The organism is Alcaligenes sp. MMA, from assembly GCF_020907215.1.
In the GTDB taxonomy this organism is placed as follows: Bacteria; Pseudomonadota; Gammaproteobacteria; order Burkholderiales; family Burkholderiaceae_B; genus Alcaligenes; species Alcaligenes aquatilis.
This window is the reverse complement of record NZ_JAJJPP010000004.1, coordinates 320,793-341,574: the sequence shown is the minus strand read 5'-3', so window position 1 is coordinate 341,574 and position 20,782 is coordinate 320,793. Positions and strand designations below refer to the sequence as shown.

Sequence of the window (20,782 nt, the reverse complement as noted above, 5' to 3'; positions counted from 1 at the left end):
AAGGTTTCATTGTCGATTGCCTGACGCCTTATCTCCATGTGCGAACATAGCGGTATTCATATTAAAAATATCCACGAAAAGAAATAAGCATATTTTCTGCATGAACCACTCTGCCTTTCCTGACAGCCATTGCGCCGTTGATTCCAAAGACACCGGACACCCTGTGGAGGATCTGCTCTTGTCCGGGCTGGAGATCTCCGCCAGCCTGTTTCACTTGGGGCAATACTGCAATCAATGGGAAAGCAGCTTGCACGGGCATCAACGGGCAGGCTTTCATGTGGTCTTGCATGGACCGTGCTGGCTACATATTCAGCATCAGGAAGCCTTGGCCTTGCAGGCGGGTGATGCGGTGTTCTTCTTGCGTGATGTGCCCCATCGCCTAAGCTCTTCACCCACGCCGCCGAACTGGAATGTGGCCATACAGCGGCAAGCCATGCAGAATCTGGAGCCACAAGTGCCACAGAGCACGGGCTTGCTCTGTGGCTTCCTGGATCTAGGCCGTGGTTTGAGCGAGTTGCTACTGGCAACGGTGCCGGATGTCTTGCTGATTGATGGTTCGCAGGCGGATGCGGATTCGGGGCGTCCCTTGCTGGACTTGATTCAGGCCGAGATGCGACGTCAGCCACAAGCTAATTCCAGCCTGCTGGAGAAGCTGGTGGAGCTGTTGTTGTTCTATACCTTGCGTCAGCAAATCGGGCAGGCACCCGCCCACGGAGCCCTGCCTGCCGGCTTGATTCATCTGGCTAGCGATCCTGCGTTTGGTGGCTTGATCGAGCAACTACTGCGTGAGCCTGCCAAAGCCTGGTCGGTGGACGATATGGCCGCCTACCTGAATATGTCACGCGCGGCCTTTCACCGGCGCTTTACCCTGCTCTGCGGGATGGCACCGGCCCAGGTTCTGTTGCAGCTACGCATGCAGTTGGCCAAACGCCAGTTGGAGCAAGGGCTGACCATGGAGCAGATTGCCGAACGTATCGGCTACAGCTCTGCAGCAGCCTTTAGCGCTGCGTTCAGGCGCAGTGTCGGTGTCAGCCCGGCACAATGGCGCAAACAGGAACCACGTGGCTAAGTCTCGAGTACGACTTACGGCGGCAACTAGCCTCTGTTTTCAGCCCAATCATCCACGCGGGTAAATGGCTCGAACCAGAGGGTCGAGTCAATGTCCTGCGCAAGATGCCCTGCTGCCCAGGCAGGAGTGAAACCCACGGGCACTCAAAAACACATGCTAGTTCCAGCCTTCATGCCAGCACCACGCACACCATACGGCCACCCTGCTCTTCCAGCACCCGTCGGCAAACAGCCGGGCATAAAAAAACCCCAATCTGTAAACAGATCGGGGTTTTTTGACTTACCAGAGCCAGACCGGAGCCTGGCATCTGAGCAAGCGTTTAGATCACGCGGGCTGCTTCGATCAAACGCACAACAGTCCAGGACTTGCTGCGGCTGATAGGACGACCTTCGGTAATCTCAACGGTATCGCCTTCGTTGCACTGGTTGGTCTCGTCATGCGCTTTGTACTTATTGGAGCGCACGATGATCTTGCCATACAAAGGATGTTTAACGCGGCGTTCAACCAGAACGACGACAGTTTTGTCCATCTTGTTGCTGACAACTTGACCAATCAGGGTACGTTGACGTTTTTCGGTAGTTTGAGTTTCGCTCATCTTACTTTCCTGCGGTCTCAGCCATGACAGTACGGACGCGAGCGATGTCGCGACGTACTTTGCCCAATTGGCTGGTGTTGGAAAGCTGTTGAGTAGCACGCTGCATGCGCAGGTTAAATTGTGCTTTCAACAGGCTCTCGAGCTCTTTCTGGAGCTCGGCGGCATCTTTAGTACGGAGTTCGCTGGCTTTCATGACGTCTCCTTAAGCACCGATCTGACGCGTTACGAACGTCGTCGAGATAGGCAGCTTGGCAGCGGCCAGACGGAATGCCTCGCGTGCCAGCTCTTCGCTAACACCTTCCATTTCGTACAGGACCTTGCCTGGTTGAATCTCAGCGACCCAGAACTCTGGATTACCCTTACCGTTACCCATACGAACTTCGGCAGGTTTCTGCGAAATTGGCTTATCGGGGAAGATACGGATCCAGATGCGGCCACCACGTTTGATGTGACGGTTAATTGCACGACGTGCTGCTTCGATCTGGCGAGCAGTCAGACGGCCACGGTCAGTGGCTTTCAGACCAAATTCGCCAAACGAAACTTGCGCACCGCGAGTTGCCAGACCGGTATTACGGCCTTTGTGCTCTTTGCGGTACTTTCTGCGAGAAGGTTGCAGCATGTTTTATTCTCCTTCGGACGCAGCAGGAGCAGCGTCTTTACGAGGACCGCGGCCACGACCACCTGGACGGCGGTTTTCAGGGCGGTCACCACGTGGACGACGTGGGCGGCGCTCTTCAGGGGCTACGGTGTCAACAGGCATTTCGCCGTTAGGCAGCATGTCGCCCTTGTAGACCCAGACCTTGATACCGATGATCCCGTACGTCGTGTGCGCTTCGGAAGTGCCGTAATCGATGTTAGCGCGCAGGGTGTGCAGAGGCACACGGCCTTCGCGGTACCATTCGGTACGAGCGATTTCGATGCCGTTCAAGCGACCCGAGCTCATGATCTTGATGCCTTGGGCACCCAGACGCATGGCGTTTTGCATGGAACGCTTCATCGCACGACGGAACATAATGCGCTTTTCCAATTGCTGAGCAATGGAGTCGGCGATCAGTTGAGCGTCGGTTTCAGGTTTGCGAATTTCTTCGATGTTAACGTGCACGGGCACGCCCAACAGTCGCTGCAGGTCAGCCTTCAGGCTTTCGATGTCCTCGCCGCGCTTGCCGATCACTACACCAGGACGAGCCGAGTAAATAGTGATGCGAGCATTTTTGGCAGGACGCTCGATGACCACACGGCCAACGGACGCGCTTTTCAGCTTGCGTTTCAGGTATTCGCGCACACGGATGTCATCAGCCAACATCGTACCGAACTCAGCACCGTCAGCGTACCAACGCGAGCTCCAGTTACGGTTAACAGCCAGGCGGAACCCAATTGGGTGGATTTTCTGTCCCATTGTGACTCCTTAAGCGCCGACTTTGACCACAATGTGGCAAGTCTGCTTCTCAATACGGTTACCGCGGCCTTTGGCTCGTGCAGAAAAACGCTTCAACGACTGAGCCTTGTCCACGTAAATGGAGGTGACTTTCAGTTCGTCGATATCGGCGCCGTCATTGTGCTCAGCGTTGGCAATAGCCGATTCCAGAGCTTTCTTGATGATGCCAGCGGCTTTCTTAGGAGTGAAAGTCAGCGTATTCAGAGCGTGAGCGACGGACTTGCCGCGGACCATGTCCGCAACCAGACGTGCTTTTTGCGCCGAAATATGGACTCCACGAATAATTGCTGTAGTTTCCATCACTTATCTCCGGGCCTTTTTGTCCGCAGCGTGACCCTTGAACGTACGGGTCAAAGCGAACTCGCCGAGCTTGTGGCCAACCATGTTCTCGTTGATGTAAACGGGAATGTGTTGACGGCCATTGTGAACGGCAATCGTCAGCCCAATGAACTCGGGCAGGATGGTAGAGCGGCGCGACCAGGTTTTGATTGGTCGCTTGTCGTTACCCACAACGGCTGCGTCAACCTTTTTGATCAGGTGAGCATCAACGAATGGGCCTTTTTTAATCGAACGTGACATAGTGTTCGCCCCTTACTTGCGCTTACGGCGCGAAACAATCATGTTGTCTGTGCGCTTGTTACGACGGGTGCGGTAGCCCTTGGCAGGCGTACCCCATGGGCTGACTGGCTCACGGCCTTCACCCGTACGACCTTCACCACCACCGTGCGGGTGATCGACTGGGTTCATCGCCACACCGCGAACGGTAGGACGAATACCACGCCAGCGAACAGCACCGGCTTTACCGATTTGACGCAGGCTGTGATCGTGGTTGCTGACTTCGCCAATCGTGGCGCGGCAGTCGATGTGAATGCGGCGAACTTCACCGGAACGCAGACGTACTTGAGCGTACGTGCCTTCACGAGCCAGCAACACAGCGGAACCACCAGCGGAACGAGCGATTTGAGCACCCTTACCAGGCAGCATCTCGATGCAGTGAATGGTTTGACCCACAGGAATGTTGCGGATAGGCAAAGTGTTGCCGGAACGGATAGGAGCTTCCGCGCCAGAGACAACCGTTGCACCCACTGCCAGACCACGAGGGGCGATGATGTAACGACGCTCGCCGTCTGCGTAGCACACCAATGCGATGTGAGCGCTGCGGTTAGGGTCGTATTCCAGACGTTCTACTTTCGCAGGAATACCGTCTTTGTTGCGACGGAAGTCGACAATACGGTAGTGCTGCTTGTGACCGCCGCCACGGTGACGAACCGTGATGTGGCCGTTGTTGTTACGGCCAGCACTGCTGGATTTCTTTTCCAGCAAAGCCGCGTAAGGAGCGCCTTTGTGCAGTTCAGGGTGAACTACTTTGATCATGCCACGGCGACCTGGCGACGTTGGTTTTACTTTTACCAATGCCATATTAGTTCACCTCAGAAAAGTCGAGTTCCTGACCGGGCTTGAGCGAGACATATGCCTTGCGCACACTGCGGCGGCGACCCATGAAACGGCCAAAGCGCTTTTCTTTGCCCTTCTGATTGAGCACCTGCACCGACTCAACTTCTACCTTGAACAGCAGTTCAATAGCAGCTTTGATTTCAGGCTTGGTAGCATCAGGAGCGACGCGGAAAGCGATTTGCTGATTTTTTTCGGCAACGTACGTGGCTTTTTCAGTCACGACAGGAGCCAGAATGACTTGCAATAGACGTTCGGCGTTCATCCCAACATCTCCTCAAACTGAGCGACAGCCGCTTTGGTGACCAACACTTTTTTGTAGTGGATCAGGGACAGCGGGTCAGCGTAGCGTGGCTCAACCACAGCAACGTGAGGCAGGTTACGCGTAGCCAAGTACACGTTCTCGTCCAGCGCGTCGGTGATGATCAGCACGGATTCCAGGCCCAGGTCTTTCAGCTTGTTGGCTGCCAGACGAGTCTTGGGTGCTTCCAGAGTGAAGGAATCAACAACCAACAGACGCTCGTCACGGACCAACTGAGACAGAATCGCGCTGATACCGGCGCGGTACATCTTCTTGTTGACCTTGTGCGTGTAGTTTTCTTCACCGGTGTTGGGGAATGCACGACCACCTCCACGCCACACGGGCGAGGATGTCATACCAGCACGAGCACGGCCAGTGCCTTTTTGGCGCCATGGCTTTTTGGTGCTGTGGTTGACTTCGGCACGAGTCAATTGCTTGCTGTTACCGCTGCGAGCATTGGACTGGTATGCAACAACGATCTGGTGAACCAGAGCTTCGTTGAATTCACGACCGAAAACGGTTTCGTTGGCCTGCAATGTGGATGCAGCTTGGCCTTGTTCGTTCAGGAGCTTCAGTTCCATGGATTAGGCTCCTTTCACAGCAGGGCGCACAACGATATTGGCATTCTTGTGACCTGGGACAGCGCCCCGGACCAACAACAAGCCACGCTCGGCGTCGACGCGGATCACGTCAAGATTCTGAACCGTACGGGTAACATCACCCATATGGCCCGACATTTTTTTACCTTTGAACACACGGCCTGGATCCTGGGCTTGACCAATGGAACCGGGTACGCGGTGCGAGCGCGAGTTACCGTGGCTGTTACGCTGGCCGCCAAAATTGTGGCGTTTGATGGTACCGGCAAAGCCTTTACCAATCGTAGTGCCCGTAACGTCAACCTTCTGACCCGCTTCGAAAATGCTTTCCACAGCAACTACGGAACCGGCGGAAAGCTCGGCGATAGCAGCAGGGTCGAGGCGGAATTCTTTCAGGATGCTGCCAGCTTCAACGCCAGCTTTTGCATAGTGCCCTGCCTGGGGCTTGGTAACGCGTGTTGCACGGCGGGTGCCAAAGGCAACCTGTACAGCGGCGTAACCGTCAACTGCGGGCGTCTTGACCTGGGTGATGCGGTTGTTGGACACGTCCAGCACGGTCACAGGGATGGACTCGCCTTCCTCTGTAAACACACGGGTCATGCCAACTTTACGCCCAACAAGGCCCAGCCGCCACGCGGCAGGCGTAGGTGTCGAGTTCGACATCGTTTTCTCCATTCCTGACTACGATTGGTCAGGGCTAACTGAGAGTACACGCAATGATTTGCGCGACGACCATAGCCAAAACTTTTTGGCTAAGCTAGTAAATATAGCACGCGGCTGTAAAGCCAAGCAAGATTTACTGCAAAAATCTGCCCTAAACTGCTTGATTGACAACAGTTTTTTCGGATTTGGCCGTCGTGGCTATGCGATCACGATCAGAAAAATTGATTCATGATCAATTTTCTATTGATGTGCCTTATTCACAAAACGGGCGACGTATTCGTTCACTGGTTCATCACGAATTTGAGCCGGAGTACCGCTTTGTTCCACCCTGCCCTCGCGCAACACCACAATATGCTGACCCAAGCGCAATGCCTCATCAATATCATGCGTAATAAAGATGATGGTTTTGTTCAGGCTGCTTTGCAGGCGTAACAGCTCGTCCTGCATCTCGTAGCGAATCAAGGGGTCCAGCGCCGAGAAGGCCTCGTCCATCAGCAGGATGTCGGCATCCACAGCCAAGGCACGTGCCAGACCGACCCGTTGCTGCATCCCCCCTGACAATTCATCGGGGTAGTTATCGGCATAGTCGTGCAAACCCACACGCTCCAACCATTGCCGAGCCTGCTCCCTGGCTTGCGAGCGTTTGTCGCCCCGTACCTCAAGGCCGAAAGCAACGTTCTCCACCACTGTTAAATGGGGCAGCAAACCAAAGGCCTGAAAGACCATGCTGATTCCATAGCGGCGAAATTGCCGCAAGCGGGCCAAGTCCAGCTGCAATATGTCCTGCCCGTCTACCAACACCTGCCCGGCGCTTGGATCGATCAGGCGGTTAATGTGACGCACCAGGGTGGATTTACCTGAACCGGATAAGCCCATCACGCAGGAAATCTGCTGCGCAGGAAAACAGGCATCCACACCTGCCAGCCCCACAATGCAATCCGTCTGCTTTTGTACGGCCTGTTTGTCGGCCCCCTGCTTTAACAACGCCACCGCTTCCGTCGCCCGGCTGCCAAAGACTTTATAGACATCTCGCAACTCTATCTTGCAGGTCTGCTCGCCCGAGGGTGTAGGTATGGTATTCATGCTTGCCTCCTGACCTTGCGACGATGACGCTGGGAGCGACCAAAGGATTGAGAGATTCGGTCAATAACAATAGCCAGGATCACGATCGCTACTCCCGCCTGCAAGCCACGCCCTATATCCAGGGTCTGAATGCCGGCCAGTACGTCTTCACCCAAACCTTGGGCGCCAATCATGGAAGCGACCACCACCATGGACAGTGCCATCATCGTAGTTTGATTAATGCCCGCCATAATGCTGGGACGTGCCAGAGGCAGAGTCACTTTGATCAGCATTTGCCAACGCGTAACCCCATAGGCTTGTGCCGCCTCCATCACATGCTTGTCCACCTGTTGCAAGCCCAAACTGGTCAGGCGAATCAAGGGAGGAACGGCATACACAACAGTGGCAAGAACCGCAGGTACTTTACCTAGGCCAAACAACATCAGCACCGGAATCAGATACACGAAGCTAGGCATGGTCTGCATGACATCCAGCACAGGTGTCAGCACTTTTCTAAGCAGACGGCTGCGGGCACTCAGAATACCCACCGGGACACCGATCAAGACAGAGAAAACAGTTGCCACCAAAACCAGGGTGAAAGTTTGCATCAGCTTGTCCCACAGGCCCATGGCGCCTATCAAGTACAAGCCCCCCACATACAGCAGAACGGGCAGAAAGCGACGCTGTCCCCACCAGGCCAACAAGCCGGTCAAAGCCAGAATCGCCCAGGCAGGCACCTGTTGCAAAACGCGTTCTACCGGCAAGATGGCATATGTCAGAATCCACGAACTGATCTGGCGAAAGCCTGTCCCCCAATCTTGCACGGCAACCAACAACTGACGGTTCACCCAATCTGCGGCTGACCACTCCGGGAAGAAGCGGGACTGAGCTGTGGCTATGGGCTTTGTTGCCGGAATATCCAAGGCCGCCTGCAAGCGATCTGCCTGAGCCACCGGCATCCACTGACGCCATTGCTCTGCATTCTCTTTCAGGAATTTCTGGACCTGTGTGCTGGCGTTCTGTCCACCCTCTGTCATGCCCAGAATAATCTTGTTCATCTGTTCGGGCTCCAACTGGATCTTTTCAAACAAGGCCACCAGCTCGGGGTGAGACTCCACGAAAGGGGTGGAAACCGCAACCCCTATATTGGCCAAGATGAAATCCGTAGGACAAATCTCGCCCTTGCCTGAGACAGCCGCCTTCCAGCAGGTTTCATTGAAAGGCGCACTGACTAACTTCTTGAAGGAGTATTTCGCCATCAGGCCCGCAGGCTGCCAGTAATAGAACAGGATTGGCTCACGTCTGTCATAGGCGGCACTGATTGCCGCATCCAGCGCCGCACCCGTACCGGGTCGGAAATTCTGATAGTGTTCGCCCAGGCCATAAAGATCAAATAGGCGGCTATTGAACGTTTCACACACCCAGCCGGACGGACAGTTATAGAAGCGGCCCTTGTCAGGTTGCTCCGGATCACTAAAGACGGCGGCGTAGCGTCCCAAATCCTCAACTTTCTGCAGATCAGGAGCCACTGGCTTGATTCCCTTGGCAGAGTCGCCATCGACTACATAGTCTGGCACATACCAGCCCTGCTCAGCCCCGCCTTTTAAGGTATTGCCCAGCACCTGAACCTGACCGGCTTCAATGGCTTTTTCAATGATCTCTGTGCGTCCGGACCAGATCTCGCCAATCACCTGAATATCATTCTGAGCTAAGGCACTTTCCAGAGCCGCCGAAGAACCCGGCACCCGTTCCGTCTTGCAGCCGTAGGCCTTCTCCAGAATCTGCTGATACAGCTCAGTGCTAAACGCTGCGCTTTCCCAGCTCAGATCAGCCAGCCGTATGGGTTTGTCGTCCGCACACACTTGCGCTGATGCACTGCTTGCCCACAGACATAGCCAGAGTGCCAGGAAATACCACCAGGCCAGGAACGGCTTTCGTCTCCGATTTATCATTCTTGTCCTCCTTAAAGCCTGCACATCGTCGCATTTGTTTCCGGGTCAAAGTGTGTCCGGTCGTAAAAAATATACCAAACCCCCCTTTATCCAATAGCAATGCTGTGATGAATGCGCCACGAAGAGGCAAAGAGCAAGGCTATCGTCCTTTTTAGGGGAATCGAGCAATCGCGGCATCCGCTTCTACATCAGAAACAAATCTACAGACGAAAAAAAACGCCATGCAGTTGCATGGCGTTTCTTTCGATGTATCTCGAACAGCTAGGCAGAATTACTGCAGAGCGATTTCGACGTCAACACCGGCTGGCAAATCCAGACGCATCAGAGCGTCGACGGTCTTGTCGGTAGGATCGACAATGTCCATCAAGCGCTGGTGGGTACGCATTTCAAACTGATCGCGCGATGTCTTGTTGACGTGCGGCGAACGCAGAATGTCGTAGCGACGGATACGTGTTGGCAGTGGTACTGGACCACGAACAACAGCGCCGGTGCGCTTGGCGGTTTCTACGATCTCAGCAGCAGACTGATCGATCAACTTGTAATCGTAAGCCTTCAGACGGATGCGGATTTTCTGGTTTTTCATGGGTAATCCTAAAGAACGATATAAGTGGGGGCTTTTTGACTGAGCTTATCAATTGCTCGAAGAAACTCTGACTAAAAAGCACCCCTTTTGGGGGTAGCAAAGACGCGGCGGGAAGGTTTGCACCTTCACACCGCGATCAAGGCTTATTACTTGATGATTTTTGCAACCACGCCAGCGCCAACGGTACGGCCGCCTTCGCGAATAGCGAAGCGCAGACCTTCTTCCATGGCGATAGGAGCGATCAGGGACACTTTCATCGAAATGTTGTCGCCTGGCAGAACCATTTCCTTGTCTTCTGGCAGCTCGATGGTGCCGGTCACGTCAGTTGTACGGAAGTAGAACTGAGGACGGTAGCCCTTGAAGAAAGGAGTGTGACGACCACCTTCTTCTTTGGACAGAATGTACACCTCGGCGTCGAAGTCAGTGTGTGGCTTGATCGAGCCTGGCTTGGCCAGAACTTGACCACGTTCCACGTCTTCACGCTTGGTACCACGCAGCAGCAGACCGACGTTATCGCCAGCTTCGCCCTGGTCCAGCAGTTTGCGGAACATTTCAACGCCGGTACAAATGGTCTTGACCGTGTCTTTGATACCCACGATTTCGATTTCTTCGCCGACCTTGATGATGCCGCGCTCAATACGACCGGTCACAACCGTACCACGGCCGGAGATCGAGAACACGTCTTCAACAGGCATCAGGAACGTACCGTCAACGGCACGCTCAGGCGTAGGAATGTAGTTGTCCAGCGCTTCGGCCAGAGCCAGAACGGCTTGGCTGCCCAGTGGGCCTTCGTCGCCTTCCAGAGCCAGTTTGGCCGAACCCTTGATGATCGGGGTGTCGTCGCCAGGGAAGTCGTACTTGGACAACAGCTCGCGAACTTCCATTTCAACCAGTTCGATCAGCTCTTCGTCATCAACCATGTCGGCCTTGTTCAGGAACACGATGATGTAAGGAACGCCAACCTGACGGCTCAGCAGGATGTGCTCGCGAGTCTGGGGCATTGGGCCGTCAGCGGCCGAGCAAACCAAGATAGCGCCGTCCATCTGGGCAGCACCCGTAATCATGTTCTTGACGTAGTCAGCGTGGCCGGGGCAGTCAACGTGTGCGTAGTGACGGTTAGGCGTCTCGTACTCAACGTGCGAGGTGCTGATGGTGATACCACGTGCTTTTTCTTCAGGGGCGTTGTCGATCTGCGAGTAATCGCGTGCTTCGCCGCCGTATGCCTTGGACAGAACCGTGCAGATTGCAGCGGTCAGAGTGGTTTTACCGTGGTCAACGTGACCGATAGTACCGACGTTGACGTGCGGTTTAGTCCGTTCAAACTTACCTTTTGCCATGATTTATCCCAATTATGTTTTACAGGAAAACAAAAAAATTGTTGAGCAGCCCGCCATAAGGCGGGCTGATATTGCTATTACTTACCGCGAGCGCTGATCACTTCGTCAGCCACGTTCTTTGGAGCTTCAGCATATTGCTTGAATTCCATCGTGTACGTAGCACGACCTTGTGTTTGCGAACGCAGGCTGGTCGAGTAACCGAACATCTCGGCCAGAGGAACCTCGGCCTTGATGACCTTGCCACCACCAACCATATCGTCCATACCCTGCACCATACCGCGACGGGAAGACAAGTCACCCATCACTGTACCGGCGTATTCCTCAGGAGTCTCAACCTCAACAGCCATGGTTGGCTCCAGCAGAACTGGGGAAGCCTTGCGCATACCATCCTTGAAGGCCATCGAAGCGGCCATACGGAAGGCGTTTTCGTTCGAGTCCACATCGTGGTACGAACCGAAGAACAGCGTAGCTTTGACATCCACCACTGGGTAACCGGCAACCACACCCGAAGACAGCGTTTCGCGGATACCTTTTTCAACAGCAGGAATGAATTCGCGAGGAACCACACCGCCCTTGATGGCGTCAACGAACTCAAAGCCGCCGCCTGCTTCCAGGGGCTCCAGCTTGAGGACAACGTGACCGTACTGACCACGACCACCGGACTGTTTGACGAATTTACCTTCAATTTCGTCGCAAGTCTTGCGGATGGTTTCGCGGTAAGCCACTTGTGGTTTGCCCACGTTGGCTTCCACGCCGAATTCACGACGCATGCGGTCTACCAGAACTTCCAGGTGCAGCTCGCCCATACCGGAAATAATGGTCTGGCCGGATTCTTCGTCGCTGCTGACGCGGAAAGAAGGATCTTCCTGAGCCAGACGGGACAAGGCCACGCCCATTTTTTCCTGGTCGGACTTGGTTTTTGGTTCCACTGCCTGCGAAATCACGGGCTCCGGGAACTCCATGCGCTCCAGAATGATGTGCTGGCTGGCGTCACACAGGGTTTCACCTGTGGTCACGTCTTTCAGGCCCACCACGGAAGCGATGTCACCGGCAACCAGCTCTTTCAGTTCGGCACGGTTGTTTGCGTGCATCTGCAAGATACGGCCGATACGTTCTTTTTTGCCCTTGATAGGGTTGTAGACCGTGTCGCCCGAACGCAGAACGCCCGAGTAAACGCGCACGAAGGTCAATTGACCAACAAAGGGGTCAGTCATCAGCTTGAACGCCAGAGCAGACATAGGCTCTTCGTCGTTGGCTTTACGATGAATAACGTTACCGTCGTCATCCGAACCTTCGACAGGTGGAATATCCACTGGCGATGGCAGGTAGTCGATCACGGCGTCCAGCATGCGCTGTACACCTTTGTTCTTGAACGCGGTACCGCACAGCATTGGCTGAATTTCGCAGGCAATGGTACGTGTACGCAGACCCAGGTTGATGTCCTCTTCGGAGAGGTCACCATTTTCCAGGTACTTGTTCATCAGGTCTTCGCTGGCTTCAGCAGCCGACTCGAGCATTTTTTCGCGCCATTCTTCAGCCGAAGCTTGCAGCTCGGCAGGAATGTCGGTGTAGTCAAACTTCACACCGTTGCTGGCTTGATCCCAGATGATTGCTTTCATCTTGATCAGGTCAACCACGCCCTGGAAGCCGTCTTCAGCACCGATCGGGATAACGACAGGCACGGGGTGAGCTTTCAGACGCAGCTTGAGCTGGTCGTAAACCTTGAAGAAGTTAGCGCCAGTACGGTCCATCTTGTTGATGAAAGCCAGACGAGGCACGCCGTATTTGTTGGCTTGACGCCATACGGTTTCCGACTGAGGCTGAACACCACCCACCGCGCAGTACACCATGCAAGCGCCGTCCAGCACGCGCATGGAACGCTCAACTTCAATGGTGAAGTCAACGTGACCGGGGGTATCAATGATGTTGATACGGTGTTCTGGGTAATTGCCCGCCATACCACGCCAGAAAGCAGTGGTAGCAGCCGAGGTAATGGTGATCCCGCGCTCTTGCTCTTGCTCCATCCAGTCCATGGTGGCCGAACCTTCGTGGGTTTCGCCCAGCTTGTGGTTCACACCGGTGTAGAACAGGATGCGCTCGGTAGTGGTCGTTTTCCCGGCGTCGATGTGAGCCGAGATACCGATATTGCGGTAGCGCTGAATGGGGGTTTTGCGGGCCATGGTTATATGTCCTCAGATTACCAACGGAAATGGCTGAATGCTTTGTTAGCATCGGCCATCTTGTGCGTGTCTTCACGCTTTTTCATTGCACCGCCACGGCCTTCAGCCGCATCGGACAATTCGCCGGCCAGGCGCAAGTCCATCGATTTTTCACCGCGCTTTTTAGCGGCTTCGCGCATCCAGCGCATGGCCAGAGCCAGACGACGGACAGGGCGCACTTCGACAGGAACCTGGTAGTTAGCACCACCAACACGGCGGCTCTTAACTTCAACAACAGGTTTTACATTATTGATGGCAGCATTAAACACTTCGAGCGGATCTTTGCCGGTTTTCTGCGCAATTTGGTCCAGCGCGCCATAAACAATACGTTCGGCAACAGCTTTCTTGCCGGACAGCATGACCACGTTCATGAATTTGGCCAGCTCAACGCTGCCAAATTTTGGGTCAGGTAGGATTTCACGTTTGGGTACTTCGCGACGGCGAGGCATTTTAATTTCCTTGTGACTATTCAGTTGAACCGCTTTTCGCGGTCTCGGCCATTCATGACAAATGACCACTTACCTACCATGGCGCAAAGGCCACGGTTGCACGGATCCAGATCAGTGAACTGATCGATGGATACATGGATTACTTGGGACGCTTGGCGCCGTACTTGGAGCGGGACTGTTTACGGTCCTTGACGCCTTGCAGGTCAAGAGCACCGCGAACGATGTGGTAACGCACACCTGGCAAGTCCTTGACACGACCACCACGGACGAGAACGACCGAGTGCTCTTGCAGGTTGTGGCCTTCACCACCGATGTAAGAAATAACTTCGAAGCCGTTGGTCAGACGCACTTTGGCGACTTTACGCAGAGCGGAGTTAGGCTTCTTGGGGGTCGTGGTGTATACACGGGTGCAAACACCGCGGCGCTGTGGGCAGTTCTCGAGCGCAGGGCTCTTGCTGCTAACGCGGCTGACTTCGCGCGGTTTACGCACGAGCTGGCTAATGGTTGGCATGACCTTTACGTATCCTATAACGTACTTTACGTACTGGTTGACGTATGTGTTTTGAAAAACGCCGTCCAGTTGGCGGGTTTTGAAACCCTGTACCGGAAGCGGCATTGCGCAATACCACTCCCCATAAAACACGAAAAAGAGCGGTCTTGCACATGGCTTGGGCTTGATTTCAAGCACTAAAAAAGTGCCCGCAGCCCCTAAATTCAGGGCTGCCATCAAATTACTGCAAGGTGTACCGGCAAAGGATCCTTAAAGTAAGCTCTAAAATTTACCACAGTAAACCCTTATAGGTCAACGATTTGGACACCGATCCAGCACTTTCCCGTTGTCACCGCACACGCATGGAAGCACTTGGTCACTCGCTATCTACATATCGTTATACTGCAGGGCTATTGCACTTCTGCGACAAGGACAATGCCCATGATCATCGCTTCCCTGGAAGACGACCTCGTCCAGGCTGAACTGATTGCCCGGATCTTGACCGAGGCTGGCTATGAGTGTCGCTCCTTTCATCAAGGAAAAGACCTGCTGGCTGCTCTGGCCAAGCCACATGATTTCGGCTTATTGCTACTGGATTGGGAACTGCCCGATGTCAGCGGCCTGGATGTGTTGCGTTGGGTTCGCACCACACTAGGTCATGCTCTGCCGGTTCTATTCTTGACCAGCCGTACCCAGGAAGAGGATCTGGTCACGGGTTTGCAGGCCGGAGCCGACGACTATATTAGTAAGCCCGTACGCAAGGGAGAGCTGGTTGCGCGCGTCAATGCCGCTGTCCGGCGTATGGATTTGAACACTTCGGCCATTCAGGACAGCCGCTTCTCGTTTGCCGGCTATGATATTTTTCCTGAACAAGGTCATATTGTGCTGGATGGTGAAACCGTCACTCTGGCGCCCAAAGAGTTTGAACTAGCCCTTTTGCTGTTTCGTAACCCCGGCCGCCTGTTCTCACGCGATGTTTTAAGCTCCGCAGTGTGGAACCGGGAAATTCCGGCCACGTCCCGTACGCTGGACACTCACCTGTCCAACATACGACGTAAACTTCAACTACGCCCCGAAAACGGGGTACGCCTGACAGCGTCCTACGCCCTTGGCTATCGCCTTGAACTTTTGACCGACCCTTGCTAGCTCACTTCCTATGATTACTTTGCGTATCGCCGCTCCTCTTGTTTGCGGCCTGCTTTGGGGCGGCGTCGTGTCAGCCCAACCTTCCGGAGCACGTGGCGAGAACTTTGTCTACAAAGTGATGTCCGGTGACACTTTGCTTGATATTTCCCAGACATACACACGCCAAAGCCGGAACTGGTCCGAAATCCAGCGTTTGAATGCGGTGGATGACCCTTATCGTCTGCCCATTGGCAAAGAGCTGCACATCCCGTTTCGCATGATTCCGGAAGTGGCCGCCCCCGCCCGGATTACGCACCAAGCCGGCCAGATTCTAGTTAACGGTCAAACACTGGGCGCAGGAACCACTCATTTGCAAGAGGGGGATCTGATCCGCACAGGCAGTAATGGTTACTTGACGCTGGAGCTGCAGGACGGCAGCCAACTGAGTGTGCCCGCCCAGGCCTCCTTGAGCGTGACCCGAATGCGTGCCTTTGAGGGTACAGGTCTGACCGACTCGATCATCGCCCTGGATGATGGCGATGTGGAATCGCGCGTATCCCCGGAAAAGACCGGCGTAGGTCGCTTTGAGGTTCGCACTCCCGTCAGCATTACCGGCGTAAGGGGTACAGAGTTGCGTGTGCGTACACAGCAAGGCATGGCACACAGCGAAGTGCTGGACGGCCGCGCAGAGTTGGGAACGCAGCAACGCAGCACCCCCACCGCCCTGAAACAGAACCAAGGTGCCGCTGTGGGAACAGACGGCAATATCCTGGCACTGGCGTCTTTGTTGCCTGCTCCGCAGATCTCCACGCCCGAGCGTCGCGGCGGCCAATGGAGCAGCACGATTCAGGCTGTGCCCGGTGCCCAAGCCTATCTGGTTCAGACCTCCACCGACCCCCAAGGTGCCAAGCTGTTGTCGCGGGCCATCACAACCGAGACCGATATCCAATTCAGTGCTTCGCGTCCCGGCACCTACTACGTCACCGTACGTGCCATTGACCGCCACGGCCTGATGGGTCCGGACACGATCGAAAGCTTTGAAGGCGCTGCCAGCCTGACCAGCTCGGACGGCCAGGCCGTAGCCAACAATTTTGGCGACCCCATCTTGCTGTCTCAGTTCTAAAGCCTGAACGGCGTACGCCATGAACAGCCCGGCCCCCAGAAACAGTAAGCTACTGTCTGACCGAATTCGGAAGGAATGGCATCTGGTTTCGGGCTTGCTGGTGCTGCTGACCTTGTTGTTCAGCTCCCTGCGTGATGACTTCCCGCTGGGCAAGCTGAACAACCTGATTTACGACTTCACCATGGCGGCAGCAATTCCACAGGCCGCCCCCCCGGACATTGTCATCGTCGCCATTGACGACTACAGCATTGCCAATCTGGGTTTTTGGCCCTGGCGACGTATCAGCCATGCGCAACTGCTGGGCCGCCTTGAGCAAGCACGCGCGGTAGGCATAGACCTGGTCTTTCAGGAACCCAATCCCGCCTACCCAGATGATGACCTTGCCCTATCCGAGGCCATTCGCCATCATGGGCGCGTTGTCCTGCCGCTTATCTACGACGTTCAGCGTGATGCTGTGCATACCGCCATTCCCCTGCTCAGCAAGGCGGCCAAGGCATCGGGCTATATCAATATCGAACCTGATCCGGATGGCGTCGTACGTCGTGTCGCCTTGCAACGAATTACCCCCTCGGACCGAGTTCTGCCACACTTTACGATTGCGATGTTGCTGGCCGGTGACGACACGGATTTGGCCTTGCAAGCCCTGAGCGCCAGCAAGACGGACACTCCTCACATTCCCTTTTTGGGTCGCAGCGGTCATTTTCAGATCGTGCCTTACTTCAATGTCCTTAACGGCGATATTCCGCCCTCCTTCTTCAAGGACAAATATGTGCTGGTCGGCTCCTGGGGCAGTGGACTGGGCGATACCTTCCCTACCCCATTGTCCAAAGCCGGTATGAGCAGCATGTCTGGCGTCGAAATTCTGGCCAATACCCTGCAAGCAGTACGCAGTAATGAATGGATACGCACGCCACCAGCCTGGTTGATTGCCTTGGCAAGCTGCCTGCCGGTACTGCTGGCTTGTCAGGTTCTGATCTACCTGTCCCCACGTGCGACCTTGCTAAGCTTGATTGGGCTGGTCATTGCGATTTTGCTGGTGAACTGGATCGCCATGCATGGCTTCAATCTGTGGATTCCGCCGCTGGCCAGTCTGATAACCATACTGCTGGCGTATCCACTTTGGCATTGGCGCAGTCAGGAAGCCGCCTTGAATCAAGTCACTGAGGAACTGAACAAGCTGCAGCTGGAATACCCCGATGTCAGAACCGCATTGAACGAACGCTTGTCTGGCTTAAATGCACGTAACCTGCCCCATCGCCTGACCCAGCTACACACATCCATCGATCTGCTGCGCCAGGCTCAAACCAAGCGTGAAGAGACCTTGCGCTTTATTTCGCATGATATGCGGGCTCCCCAGAACTCCATCCTGGCGCTGACCAGCTTGCAACGCCAGGATGACAGCAAGCTGGCGCCCGATCAGTTCCTGCACAAGATGGAAGGCTATGCCGAGCAAACACTGGAACTGGTGGATAACTTCATCAGTCTGGCACGGGCTGAGGCGATGGAGATGGTACTCAGTCCCCTGGCCCTGTCCGATCTGCTGGCAGACTGTGTGGACGATGCCTGGGCCAGTGCCAGCAAACGCTCCATCAGCCTGAATCTGAATGACTCAGAGCTGGTCTGGGTGAACGGTAACGCCCCCATGCTGCGCCGTGCCTTTACCAACCTGATTCAAAATGCCATCAAGTATGGGCCGGACGGCAATCAGATTGATATAGACCTGGTTCTGGATAAAAAAACAGTGCAGGTGTTGGTCAAGGACCAGGGCTGGGGTATTCCGGCAGAAAATCAGGCCACTATTTTCGAGCCCTATCACCGCGCCCATGAGAACGCCGCTGGCGCGCCTTCGGGCAGTGGGCTGGGTTTGGCCTTTGTAAAAACCGTCATCAACAAACACGGTGGGGATATTGTGCTGGACAGCACCAACGAGCAGGGCTGTACCTTTATCGTCTCCCTGGCCACGATTGATGTCTGCGATGAAGACTGAATTCTGGCGCAACAAGGCCCTTCCCTATGTAGAAAGCCGACGCGCCTGTGACAGCCGTACATGCTACTTGGAGCACAGCCACCCCACCTACTCGATTGGTGCTGTTGACAGCGGCAGCAGCATCTTTACAGGCGCACCCGATGGCCCCATTGAGCTTACGCCAGGCTCTCTTGTTCTTGTACCCGCGCACCGCAGCCACGCGTGCAATCCCCTGCCGGATCAATCCTGGAGCTATCAAATGCTGCATCTGGACGCGATATGGCTGGAGCAGCTTTGGCAAGAAAGTACGGGACTCAGTCTCAAGGCCCAGGAACCTATTCGTGTTAGCCACGAACCGCTGCTTTATGCGGCCTACTGTGAGTTGAACGCCCTTTTGTTTTCAGCCGCTCCCGTACTAAACAAAGAAGCAGCGCTGATCGAATTTTTGCTCCACTATTGGCCAGCTCACGGCCAGCTCTTGGCACCGGCTCCACCACCTAGCCCTGTTTTGCAAAAAAACCTGGATCGCTGGATTGACGGTCAACTAAGCACTATTCCCCTGCACGAGCTGGCTCAGGAAACAGGCTTCAGCCGCTACCAACTGATCCGCGCCTTTCGTCGCCATACCGGCCTGACTCCGCAACGCTGGCAACTGAACCAACGCGTCAATCTGGCTCGGGACGCCTTGAAACAAGGTGAGGAGCTGGCTGATATTGCCTATCGCCTCGGTTTTTCGGATCAAAGCCACTTTCAACGCGTATTCAAGCACTACACCGGCGTTACCCCAGGTCAATACCGAGGCTAGAACACGCCCGGCGCCCTGACCGTTTGCGTGCGCACTTTTATTCAATACGACTCCCAACCTTCTGGTCACACTGCCGTTTTGTCCAGGAGCTACTGCTGTGTCTTTGTTCTTGCTGATTGCCGGCACCCATTTCTTGGCCTTGCTCTCCCCCGGCCCAGACTTCTTCCTGATTGCGCGCAGCACCTTGGCCCATGGCCGGCGGGTGGCAAGTGGCGTTTGCGCTGGTGTGGCCTTGGCCAATGGCATTTACATCAGCTTGGCGCTAACAGGCTTTGCCCGAATGAGTAGCAGCAGCCCCCTCTTTCTATTGCTTCAGGGTGCCGGGGGGCTATATCTGCTGTATTTAGGCATGAAATTCCTGCAGACGGCCCGTCACAACAACCAGCAACAGATCAGTGCATCTGGCGCTTGTGCAGGCGGCTGGTGGCACCATGCCCTGCTGGGACTGCTCTCCGGGCTGCTCAATCCCAAGAACGCGCTGTTTTACGCCAGCCTGGCCTCGGTACTGGCCAGCAGTCGCGCCAGTACGGGTCTACAGATACTGCTGGGCCTATGGATGTTTTTTATTGTTTTGCTCTGGGATTTGTTCGTTACTGTTCTGATCGGGCATCCTCGCTGGCAGCAAGGCATAAAAAAGTATTTGCCCCGTATCGAACAGCTTTGTGGACTACTGCTGTGTCTGCTTGCGGTGGCCGCACTGTTGAACGTTCTCCAGCATCTGAATGGGGGCTGAATATGCCGAAAAGCGATACCTAGTCTGCGCTGTCGTCAAGCTGCCCGAAGGCGATAGAGTGAGGCTGTTAGAGCCACATCAAACGATGAGAAAACAAATCATTCGCGGGTTCGGACGGGGCGCTATAAGCCGTTAAAATAGTCCGGGTCTATGTTTTGTTAAGCACCTTTAGTGCGCTACAGTCTATGCTGTAAGACCGGAACAACACCCCCGTGTCCCGTTCCTTTTTTTGTCAGTTTTCAAGGAGTTATTAGAATGTTTGCCAAACTTGCTTTCACAGCCGTTCTTGGATTGGCCAGCGTGCCTGCTTTTGCTGCTTGCGACGTTACCATCGAAGGCAATGACTCCATGCAGTTCAACACCAAGAGCATCGTTGTTGACAAGACATGCAAGGAATTCACGATTAATCTGAAACACACCGGCAAGTTGCCCAAAGCAGCCATGGGCCACAACGTCGTGATCTCGAAAAAATCCGATGAAAGCGCAGTTGCTACCGATGGCATGAAAGCCGGTCTGGACAACAACTACGTTAAAGCCGGTGACGAGCGCGTTATCGCCCACACTGACGTGATCGGTGGTGGCGAAAGCACCTCCGTGACCTTTGATGTATCCAAGCTGAAAGCCGGCGAAGACTACGCCTTCTTTTGCTCCTTCCCAGGTCACTGGAGCATCATGACTGGCGAAATCAAGCTGGGTAGCTAAGCGCATCCGCTTGTAGCCGCCAGACGGCCATAAAAAAACCCCACGTGGCATAGCCATGTGGGGTTTTTTGTCGCCTGGATCATCTGGTTTTATCCGAATACCTGAAGGTATCGGCCCACCCTGAA

Annotated in this window: 24 protein-coding genes; 7 read left to right on the top strand and 17 right to left on the bottom strand. The window is 54.8% G+C overall.

The genetic code is table 11. The features are described 5' to 3' along the window. Nucleotides 1–100 precede the first annotated feature (100 nt). Complete coding sequence (locus tag LNA76_RS17740) at nucleotides 101–1,069, top strand: AraC family transcriptional regulator (RefSeq protein WP_094198174.1); 969 nt, start codon at nucleotides 101–103, stop codon at nucleotides 1,067–1,069. Nucleotides 1,070–1,388: 319 nt separating this feature from the next. On the opposite strand, the gene rpsQ is transcribed toward LNA76_RS17740, so the two are convergent. From rpsQ to rpsL, 17 genes are all read right to left on the bottom strand, one after another. After that, nucleotides 1,389–1,664 (bottom strand): 30S ribosomal protein S17, encoded by a 276-nt coding sequence (rpsQ, locus tag LNA76_RS17735; RefSeq protein ID WP_094198175.1) that lies wholly within the window; start codon nucleotides 1,662–1,664, stop codon nucleotides 1,389–1,391. 1 nt (nucleotide 1,665) lies between these two features. Continuing rightward, nucleotides 1,666–1,857, bottom strand: a complete 192-nt coding sequence (rpmC, locus tag LNA76_RS17730) for a 50S ribosomal protein L29 (protein WP_003803032.1) — start codon at nucleotides 1,855–1,857, stop codon at nucleotides 1,666–1,668. 9 nt (nucleotides 1,858–1,866) lie between these two features. Then, nucleotides 1,867–2,283 carry a 50S ribosomal protein L16 gene (rplP, locus tag LNA76_RS17725; protein ID WP_003803033.1) on the bottom strand — a complete coding sequence of 139 codons (417 nt, stop codon included), beginning with the start codon at nucleotides 2,281–2,283 and terminating at the stop codon, nucleotides 1,867–1,869. A 3-nt stretch (nucleotides 2,284–2,286) separates the two neighbouring features. Further along, nucleotides 2,287–3,060 carry a 30S ribosomal protein S3 gene (gene rpsC, locus LNA76_RS17720; RefSeq protein ID WP_003803035.1) on the bottom strand — a complete coding sequence of 258 codons (774 nt, stop codon included), beginning with the start codon at nucleotides 3,058–3,060 and terminating at the stop codon, nucleotides 2,287–2,289. Nucleotides 3,061–3,069: 9 nt separating this feature from the next. Further along, nucleotides 3,070–3,399: a 50S ribosomal protein L22 gene (gene rplV / locus LNA76_RS17715; protein ID WP_009462426.1), complete on the bottom strand. Its 330-nt coding sequence runs from the start codon at nucleotides 3,397–3,399 to the stop codon at nucleotides 3,070–3,072. Nucleotides 3,400–3,402: 3 nt separating this feature from the next. Continuing rightward, nucleotides 3,403–3,678: a 30S ribosomal protein S19 gene (rpsS, locus tag LNA76_RS17710; protein WP_003803039.1), complete on the bottom strand. Its 276-nt coding sequence runs from the start codon at nucleotides 3,676–3,678 to the stop codon at nucleotides 3,403–3,405. Between the two features lie 12 nt (nucleotides 3,679–3,690). Next, nucleotides 3,691–4,518, bottom strand: coding sequence for a 50S ribosomal protein L2 (gene rplB / locus LNA76_RS17705; protein WP_042489246.1), 828 nt, complete (start codon nucleotides 4,516–4,518; stop codon nucleotides 3,691–3,693). 1 nt (nucleotide 4,519) lies between these two features. After that, on the bottom strand, nucleotides 4,520–4,816 hold the full coding sequence (rplW, locus tag LNA76_RS17700; RefSeq protein WP_003803043.1) for a 50S ribosomal protein L23: 297 nt from the start codon (nucleotides 4,814–4,816) through the stop codon (nucleotides 4,520–4,522). Continuing rightward, on the bottom strand, nucleotides 4,813–5,433 hold the full coding sequence (gene rplD / locus LNA76_RS17695) for a 50S ribosomal protein L4 (protein WP_094198176.1): 621 nt from the start codon (nucleotides 5,431–5,433) through the stop codon (nucleotides 4,813–4,815). Before rplD ends, rplW begins: the two co-directional genes overlap by 4 nt. A 3-nt stretch (nucleotides 5,434–5,436) precedes the next feature. Next, entirely contained in the window at nucleotides 5,437–6,111 is a 675-nt protein-coding gene (gene rplC / locus LNA76_RS17690; protein ID WP_003803046.1) for a 50S ribosomal protein L3, read from the bottom strand. A 240-nt stretch (nucleotides 6,112–6,351) separates the two neighbouring features. After that, nucleotides 6,352–7,194, bottom strand: coding sequence for a quaternary amine ABC transporter ATP-binding protein (locus LNA76_RS17685; RefSeq protein ID WP_108728302.1), 843 nt, complete (start codon nucleotides 7,192–7,194; stop codon nucleotides 6,352–6,354). After that, nucleotides 7,191–9,125 carry a glycine betaine ABC transporter substrate-binding protein gene (locus tag LNA76_RS18055; protein ID WP_230019559.1) on the bottom strand — a complete coding sequence of 645 codons (1,935 nt, stop codon included), beginning with the start codon at nucleotides 9,123–9,125 and terminating at the stop codon, nucleotides 7,191–7,193. Before LNA76_RS18055 ends, LNA76_RS17685 begins: the two co-directional genes overlap by 4 nt. A 271-nt stretch (nucleotides 9,126–9,396) precedes the next feature. Further along, nucleotides 9,397–9,708: a 30S ribosomal protein S10 gene (rpsJ, locus tag LNA76_RS17675; protein WP_003803053.1), complete on the bottom strand. Its 312-nt coding sequence runs from the start codon at nucleotides 9,706–9,708 to the stop codon at nucleotides 9,397–9,399. Between the two features lie 146 nt (nucleotides 9,709–9,854). Beyond that, on the bottom strand, nucleotides 9,855–11,045 hold the full coding sequence (gene tuf, locus LNA76_RS17670; RefSeq protein ID WP_054513288.1) for an elongation factor Tu: 1,191 nt from the start codon (nucleotides 11,043–11,045) through the stop codon (nucleotides 9,855–9,857). 77 nt (nucleotides 11,046–11,122) lie between these two features. Continuing rightward, entirely contained in the window at nucleotides 11,123–13,225 is a 2,103-nt protein-coding gene (gene fusA / locus LNA76_RS17665) for an elongation factor G (RefSeq protein ID WP_108728657.1), read from the bottom strand. Nucleotides 13,226–13,242: 17 nt separating this feature from the next. Beyond that, a complete protein-coding gene (gene rpsG, locus LNA76_RS17660; protein ID WP_123050619.1) occupies nucleotides 13,243–13,713 on the bottom strand; it encodes a 30S ribosomal protein S7 in 471 nt (156 codons plus the stop codon). 139 nt (nucleotides 13,714–13,852) lie between these two features. After that, nucleotides 13,853–14,224 (bottom strand): 30S ribosomal protein S12, encoded by a 372-nt coding sequence (gene rpsL, locus LNA76_RS17655; RefSeq protein WP_042489490.1) that lies wholly within the window; start codon nucleotides 14,222–14,224, stop codon nucleotides 13,853–13,855. A 420-nt stretch (nucleotides 14,225–14,644) separates the two neighbouring features. On the opposite strand from rpsL, the gene LNA76_RS17650 reads away from it, so the two are divergent. The 6 genes from LNA76_RS17650 to azu all read left to right on the top strand — a co-directional run bounded on the left by LNA76_RS17650 (nucleotide 14,645) and on the right by azu (nucleotide 20,657). Next, nucleotides 14,645–15,349: a response regulator transcription factor gene (locus LNA76_RS17650; protein WP_094198182.1), complete on the top strand. Its 705-nt coding sequence runs from the start codon at nucleotides 14,645–14,647 to the stop codon at nucleotides 15,347–15,349. 10 nt (nucleotides 15,350–15,359) lie between these two features. Then, nucleotides 15,360–16,451 (top strand): FecR family protein, encoded by a 1,092-nt coding sequence (locus LNA76_RS17645; protein WP_094198183.1) that lies wholly within the window; start codon nucleotides 15,360–15,362, stop codon nucleotides 16,449–16,451. Nucleotides 16,452–16,470: 19 nt separating this feature from the next. After that, the gene (locus LNA76_RS17640; protein ID WP_230019558.1) at nucleotides 16,471–18,438 is read left to right on the top strand and encodes a CHASE2 and HATPase_c domain-containing protein; all 1,968 of its coding nucleotides are present in this window, start codon (nucleotides 16,471–16,473) and stop codon (nucleotides 18,436–18,438) included. Beyond that, nucleotides 18,428–19,222 carry an AraC family transcriptional regulator gene (locus tag LNA76_RS17635; protein ID WP_108728658.1) on the top strand — a complete coding sequence of 265 codons (795 nt, stop codon included), beginning with the start codon at nucleotides 18,428–18,430 and terminating at the stop codon, nucleotides 19,220–19,222. Before LNA76_RS17640 ends, LNA76_RS17635 begins: the two co-directional genes overlap by 11 nt. Nucleotides 19,223–19,319: 97 nt before the next feature. After that, the gene (locus LNA76_RS17630) at nucleotides 19,320–19,955 is read left to right on the top strand and encodes a LysE family translocator (protein ID WP_125277254.1); all 636 of its coding nucleotides are present in this window, start codon (nucleotides 19,320–19,322) and stop codon (nucleotides 19,953–19,955) included. A gap of 255 nt (nucleotides 19,956–20,210) precedes the next feature. Then, nucleotides 20,211–20,657: an azurin gene (gene azu, locus LNA76_RS17625; protein WP_094198186.1), complete on the top strand. Its 447-nt coding sequence runs from the start codon at nucleotides 20,211–20,213 to the stop codon at nucleotides 20,655–20,657. Nucleotides 20,658–20,782: the final 125 nt, after the last annotated feature.

What these genes read in the sequence shown, in the direction of transcription:
- LNA76_RS17740 (WP_094198174.1), top strand. Translation starts at nt 101, where the DNA reads ATGAACCACTCTGCCTTTCCTGACAGCCATTGCGCCGTTGATTCCAAA.
- rpsQ (WP_094198175.1), bottom strand. Translation starts at nt 1,664, where the DNA reads ATGAGCGAAACTCAAACTACCGAAAAACGTCAACGTACCCTGATTGGT.
- rpmC (WP_003803032.1), bottom strand. Translation starts at nt 1,857, where the DNA reads ATGAAAGCCAGCGAACTCCGTACTAAAGATGCCGCCGAGCTCCAGAAA.
- rplP (WP_003803033.1), bottom strand. Translation starts at nt 2,283, where the DNA reads ATGCTGCAACCTTCTCGCAGAAAGTACCGCAAAGAGCACAAAGGCCGT.
- rpsC (WP_003803035.1), bottom strand. Translation starts at nt 3,060, where the DNA reads ATGGGACAGAAAATCCACCCAATTGGGTTCCGCCTGGCTGTTAACCGT.
- rplV (WP_009462426.1), bottom strand. Translation starts at nt 3,399, where the DNA reads ATGGAAACTACAGCAATTATTCGTGGAGTCCATATTTCGGCGCAAAAA.
- rpsS (WP_003803039.1), bottom strand. Translation starts at nt 3,678, where the DNA reads ATGTCACGTTCGATTAAAAAAGGCCCATTCGTTGATGCTCACCTGATC.
- rplB (WP_042489246.1), bottom strand. Translation starts at nt 4,518, where the DNA reads ATGGCATTGGTAAAAGTAAAACCAACGTCGCCAGGTCGCCGTGGCATG.
- rplW (WP_003803043.1), bottom strand. Translation starts at nt 4,816, where the DNA reads ATGAACGCCGAACGTCTATTGCAAGTCATTCTGGCTCCTGTCGTGACT.
- rplD (WP_094198176.1), bottom strand. Translation starts at nt 5,433, where the DNA reads ATGGAACTGAAGCTCCTGAACGAACAAGGCCAAGCTGCATCCACATTG.
- rplC (WP_003803046.1), bottom strand. Translation starts at nt 6,111, where the DNA reads ATGTCGAACTCGACACCTACGCCTGCCGCGTGGCGGCTGGGCCTTGTT.
- LNA76_RS17685 (WP_108728302.1), bottom strand. Translation starts at nt 7,194, where the DNA reads ATGAATACCATACCTACACCCTCGGGCGAGCAGACCTGCAAGATAGAG.
- LNA76_RS18055 (WP_230019559.1), bottom strand. Translation starts at nt 9,125, where the DNA reads ATGATAAATCGGAGACGAAAGCCGTTCCTGGCCTGGTGGTATTTCCTG.
- rpsJ (WP_003803053.1), bottom strand. Translation starts at nt 9,708, where the DNA reads ATGAAAAACCAGAAAATCCGCATCCGTCTGAAGGCTTACGATTACAAG.
- tuf (WP_054513288.1), bottom strand. Translation starts at nt 11,045, where the DNA reads ATGGCAAAAGGTAAGTTTGAACGGACTAAACCGCACGTCAACGTCGGT.
- fusA (WP_108728657.1), bottom strand. Translation starts at nt 13,225, where the DNA reads ATGGCCCGCAAAACCCCCATTCAGCGCTACCGCAATATCGGTATCTCG.
- rpsG (WP_123050619.1), bottom strand. Translation starts at nt 13,713, where the DNA reads ATGCCTCGCCGTCGCGAAGTACCCAAACGTGAAATCCTACCTGACCCA.
- rpsL (WP_042489490.1), bottom strand. Translation starts at nt 14,224, where the DNA reads ATGCCAACCATTAGCCAGCTCGTGCGTAAACCGCGCGAAGTCAGCCGC.
- LNA76_RS17650 (WP_094198182.1), top strand. Translation starts at nt 14,645, where the DNA reads ATGATCATCGCTTCCCTGGAAGACGACCTCGTCCAGGCTGAACTGATT.
- LNA76_RS17645 (WP_094198183.1), top strand. Translation starts at nt 15,360, where the DNA reads ATGATTACTTTGCGTATCGCCGCTCCTCTTGTTTGCGGCCTGCTTTGG.
- LNA76_RS17640 (WP_230019558.1), top strand. Translation starts at nt 16,471, where the DNA reads ATGAACAGCCCGGCCCCCAGAAACAGTAAGCTACTGTCTGACCGAATT.
- LNA76_RS17635 (WP_108728658.1), top strand. Translation starts at nt 18,428, where the DNA reads ATGAAGACTGAATTCTGGCGCAACAAGGCCCTTCCCTATGTAGAAAGC.
- azu (WP_094198186.1), top strand. Translation starts at nt 20,211, where the DNA reads ATGTTTGCCAAACTTGCTTTCACAGCCGTTCTTGGATTGGCCAGCGTG.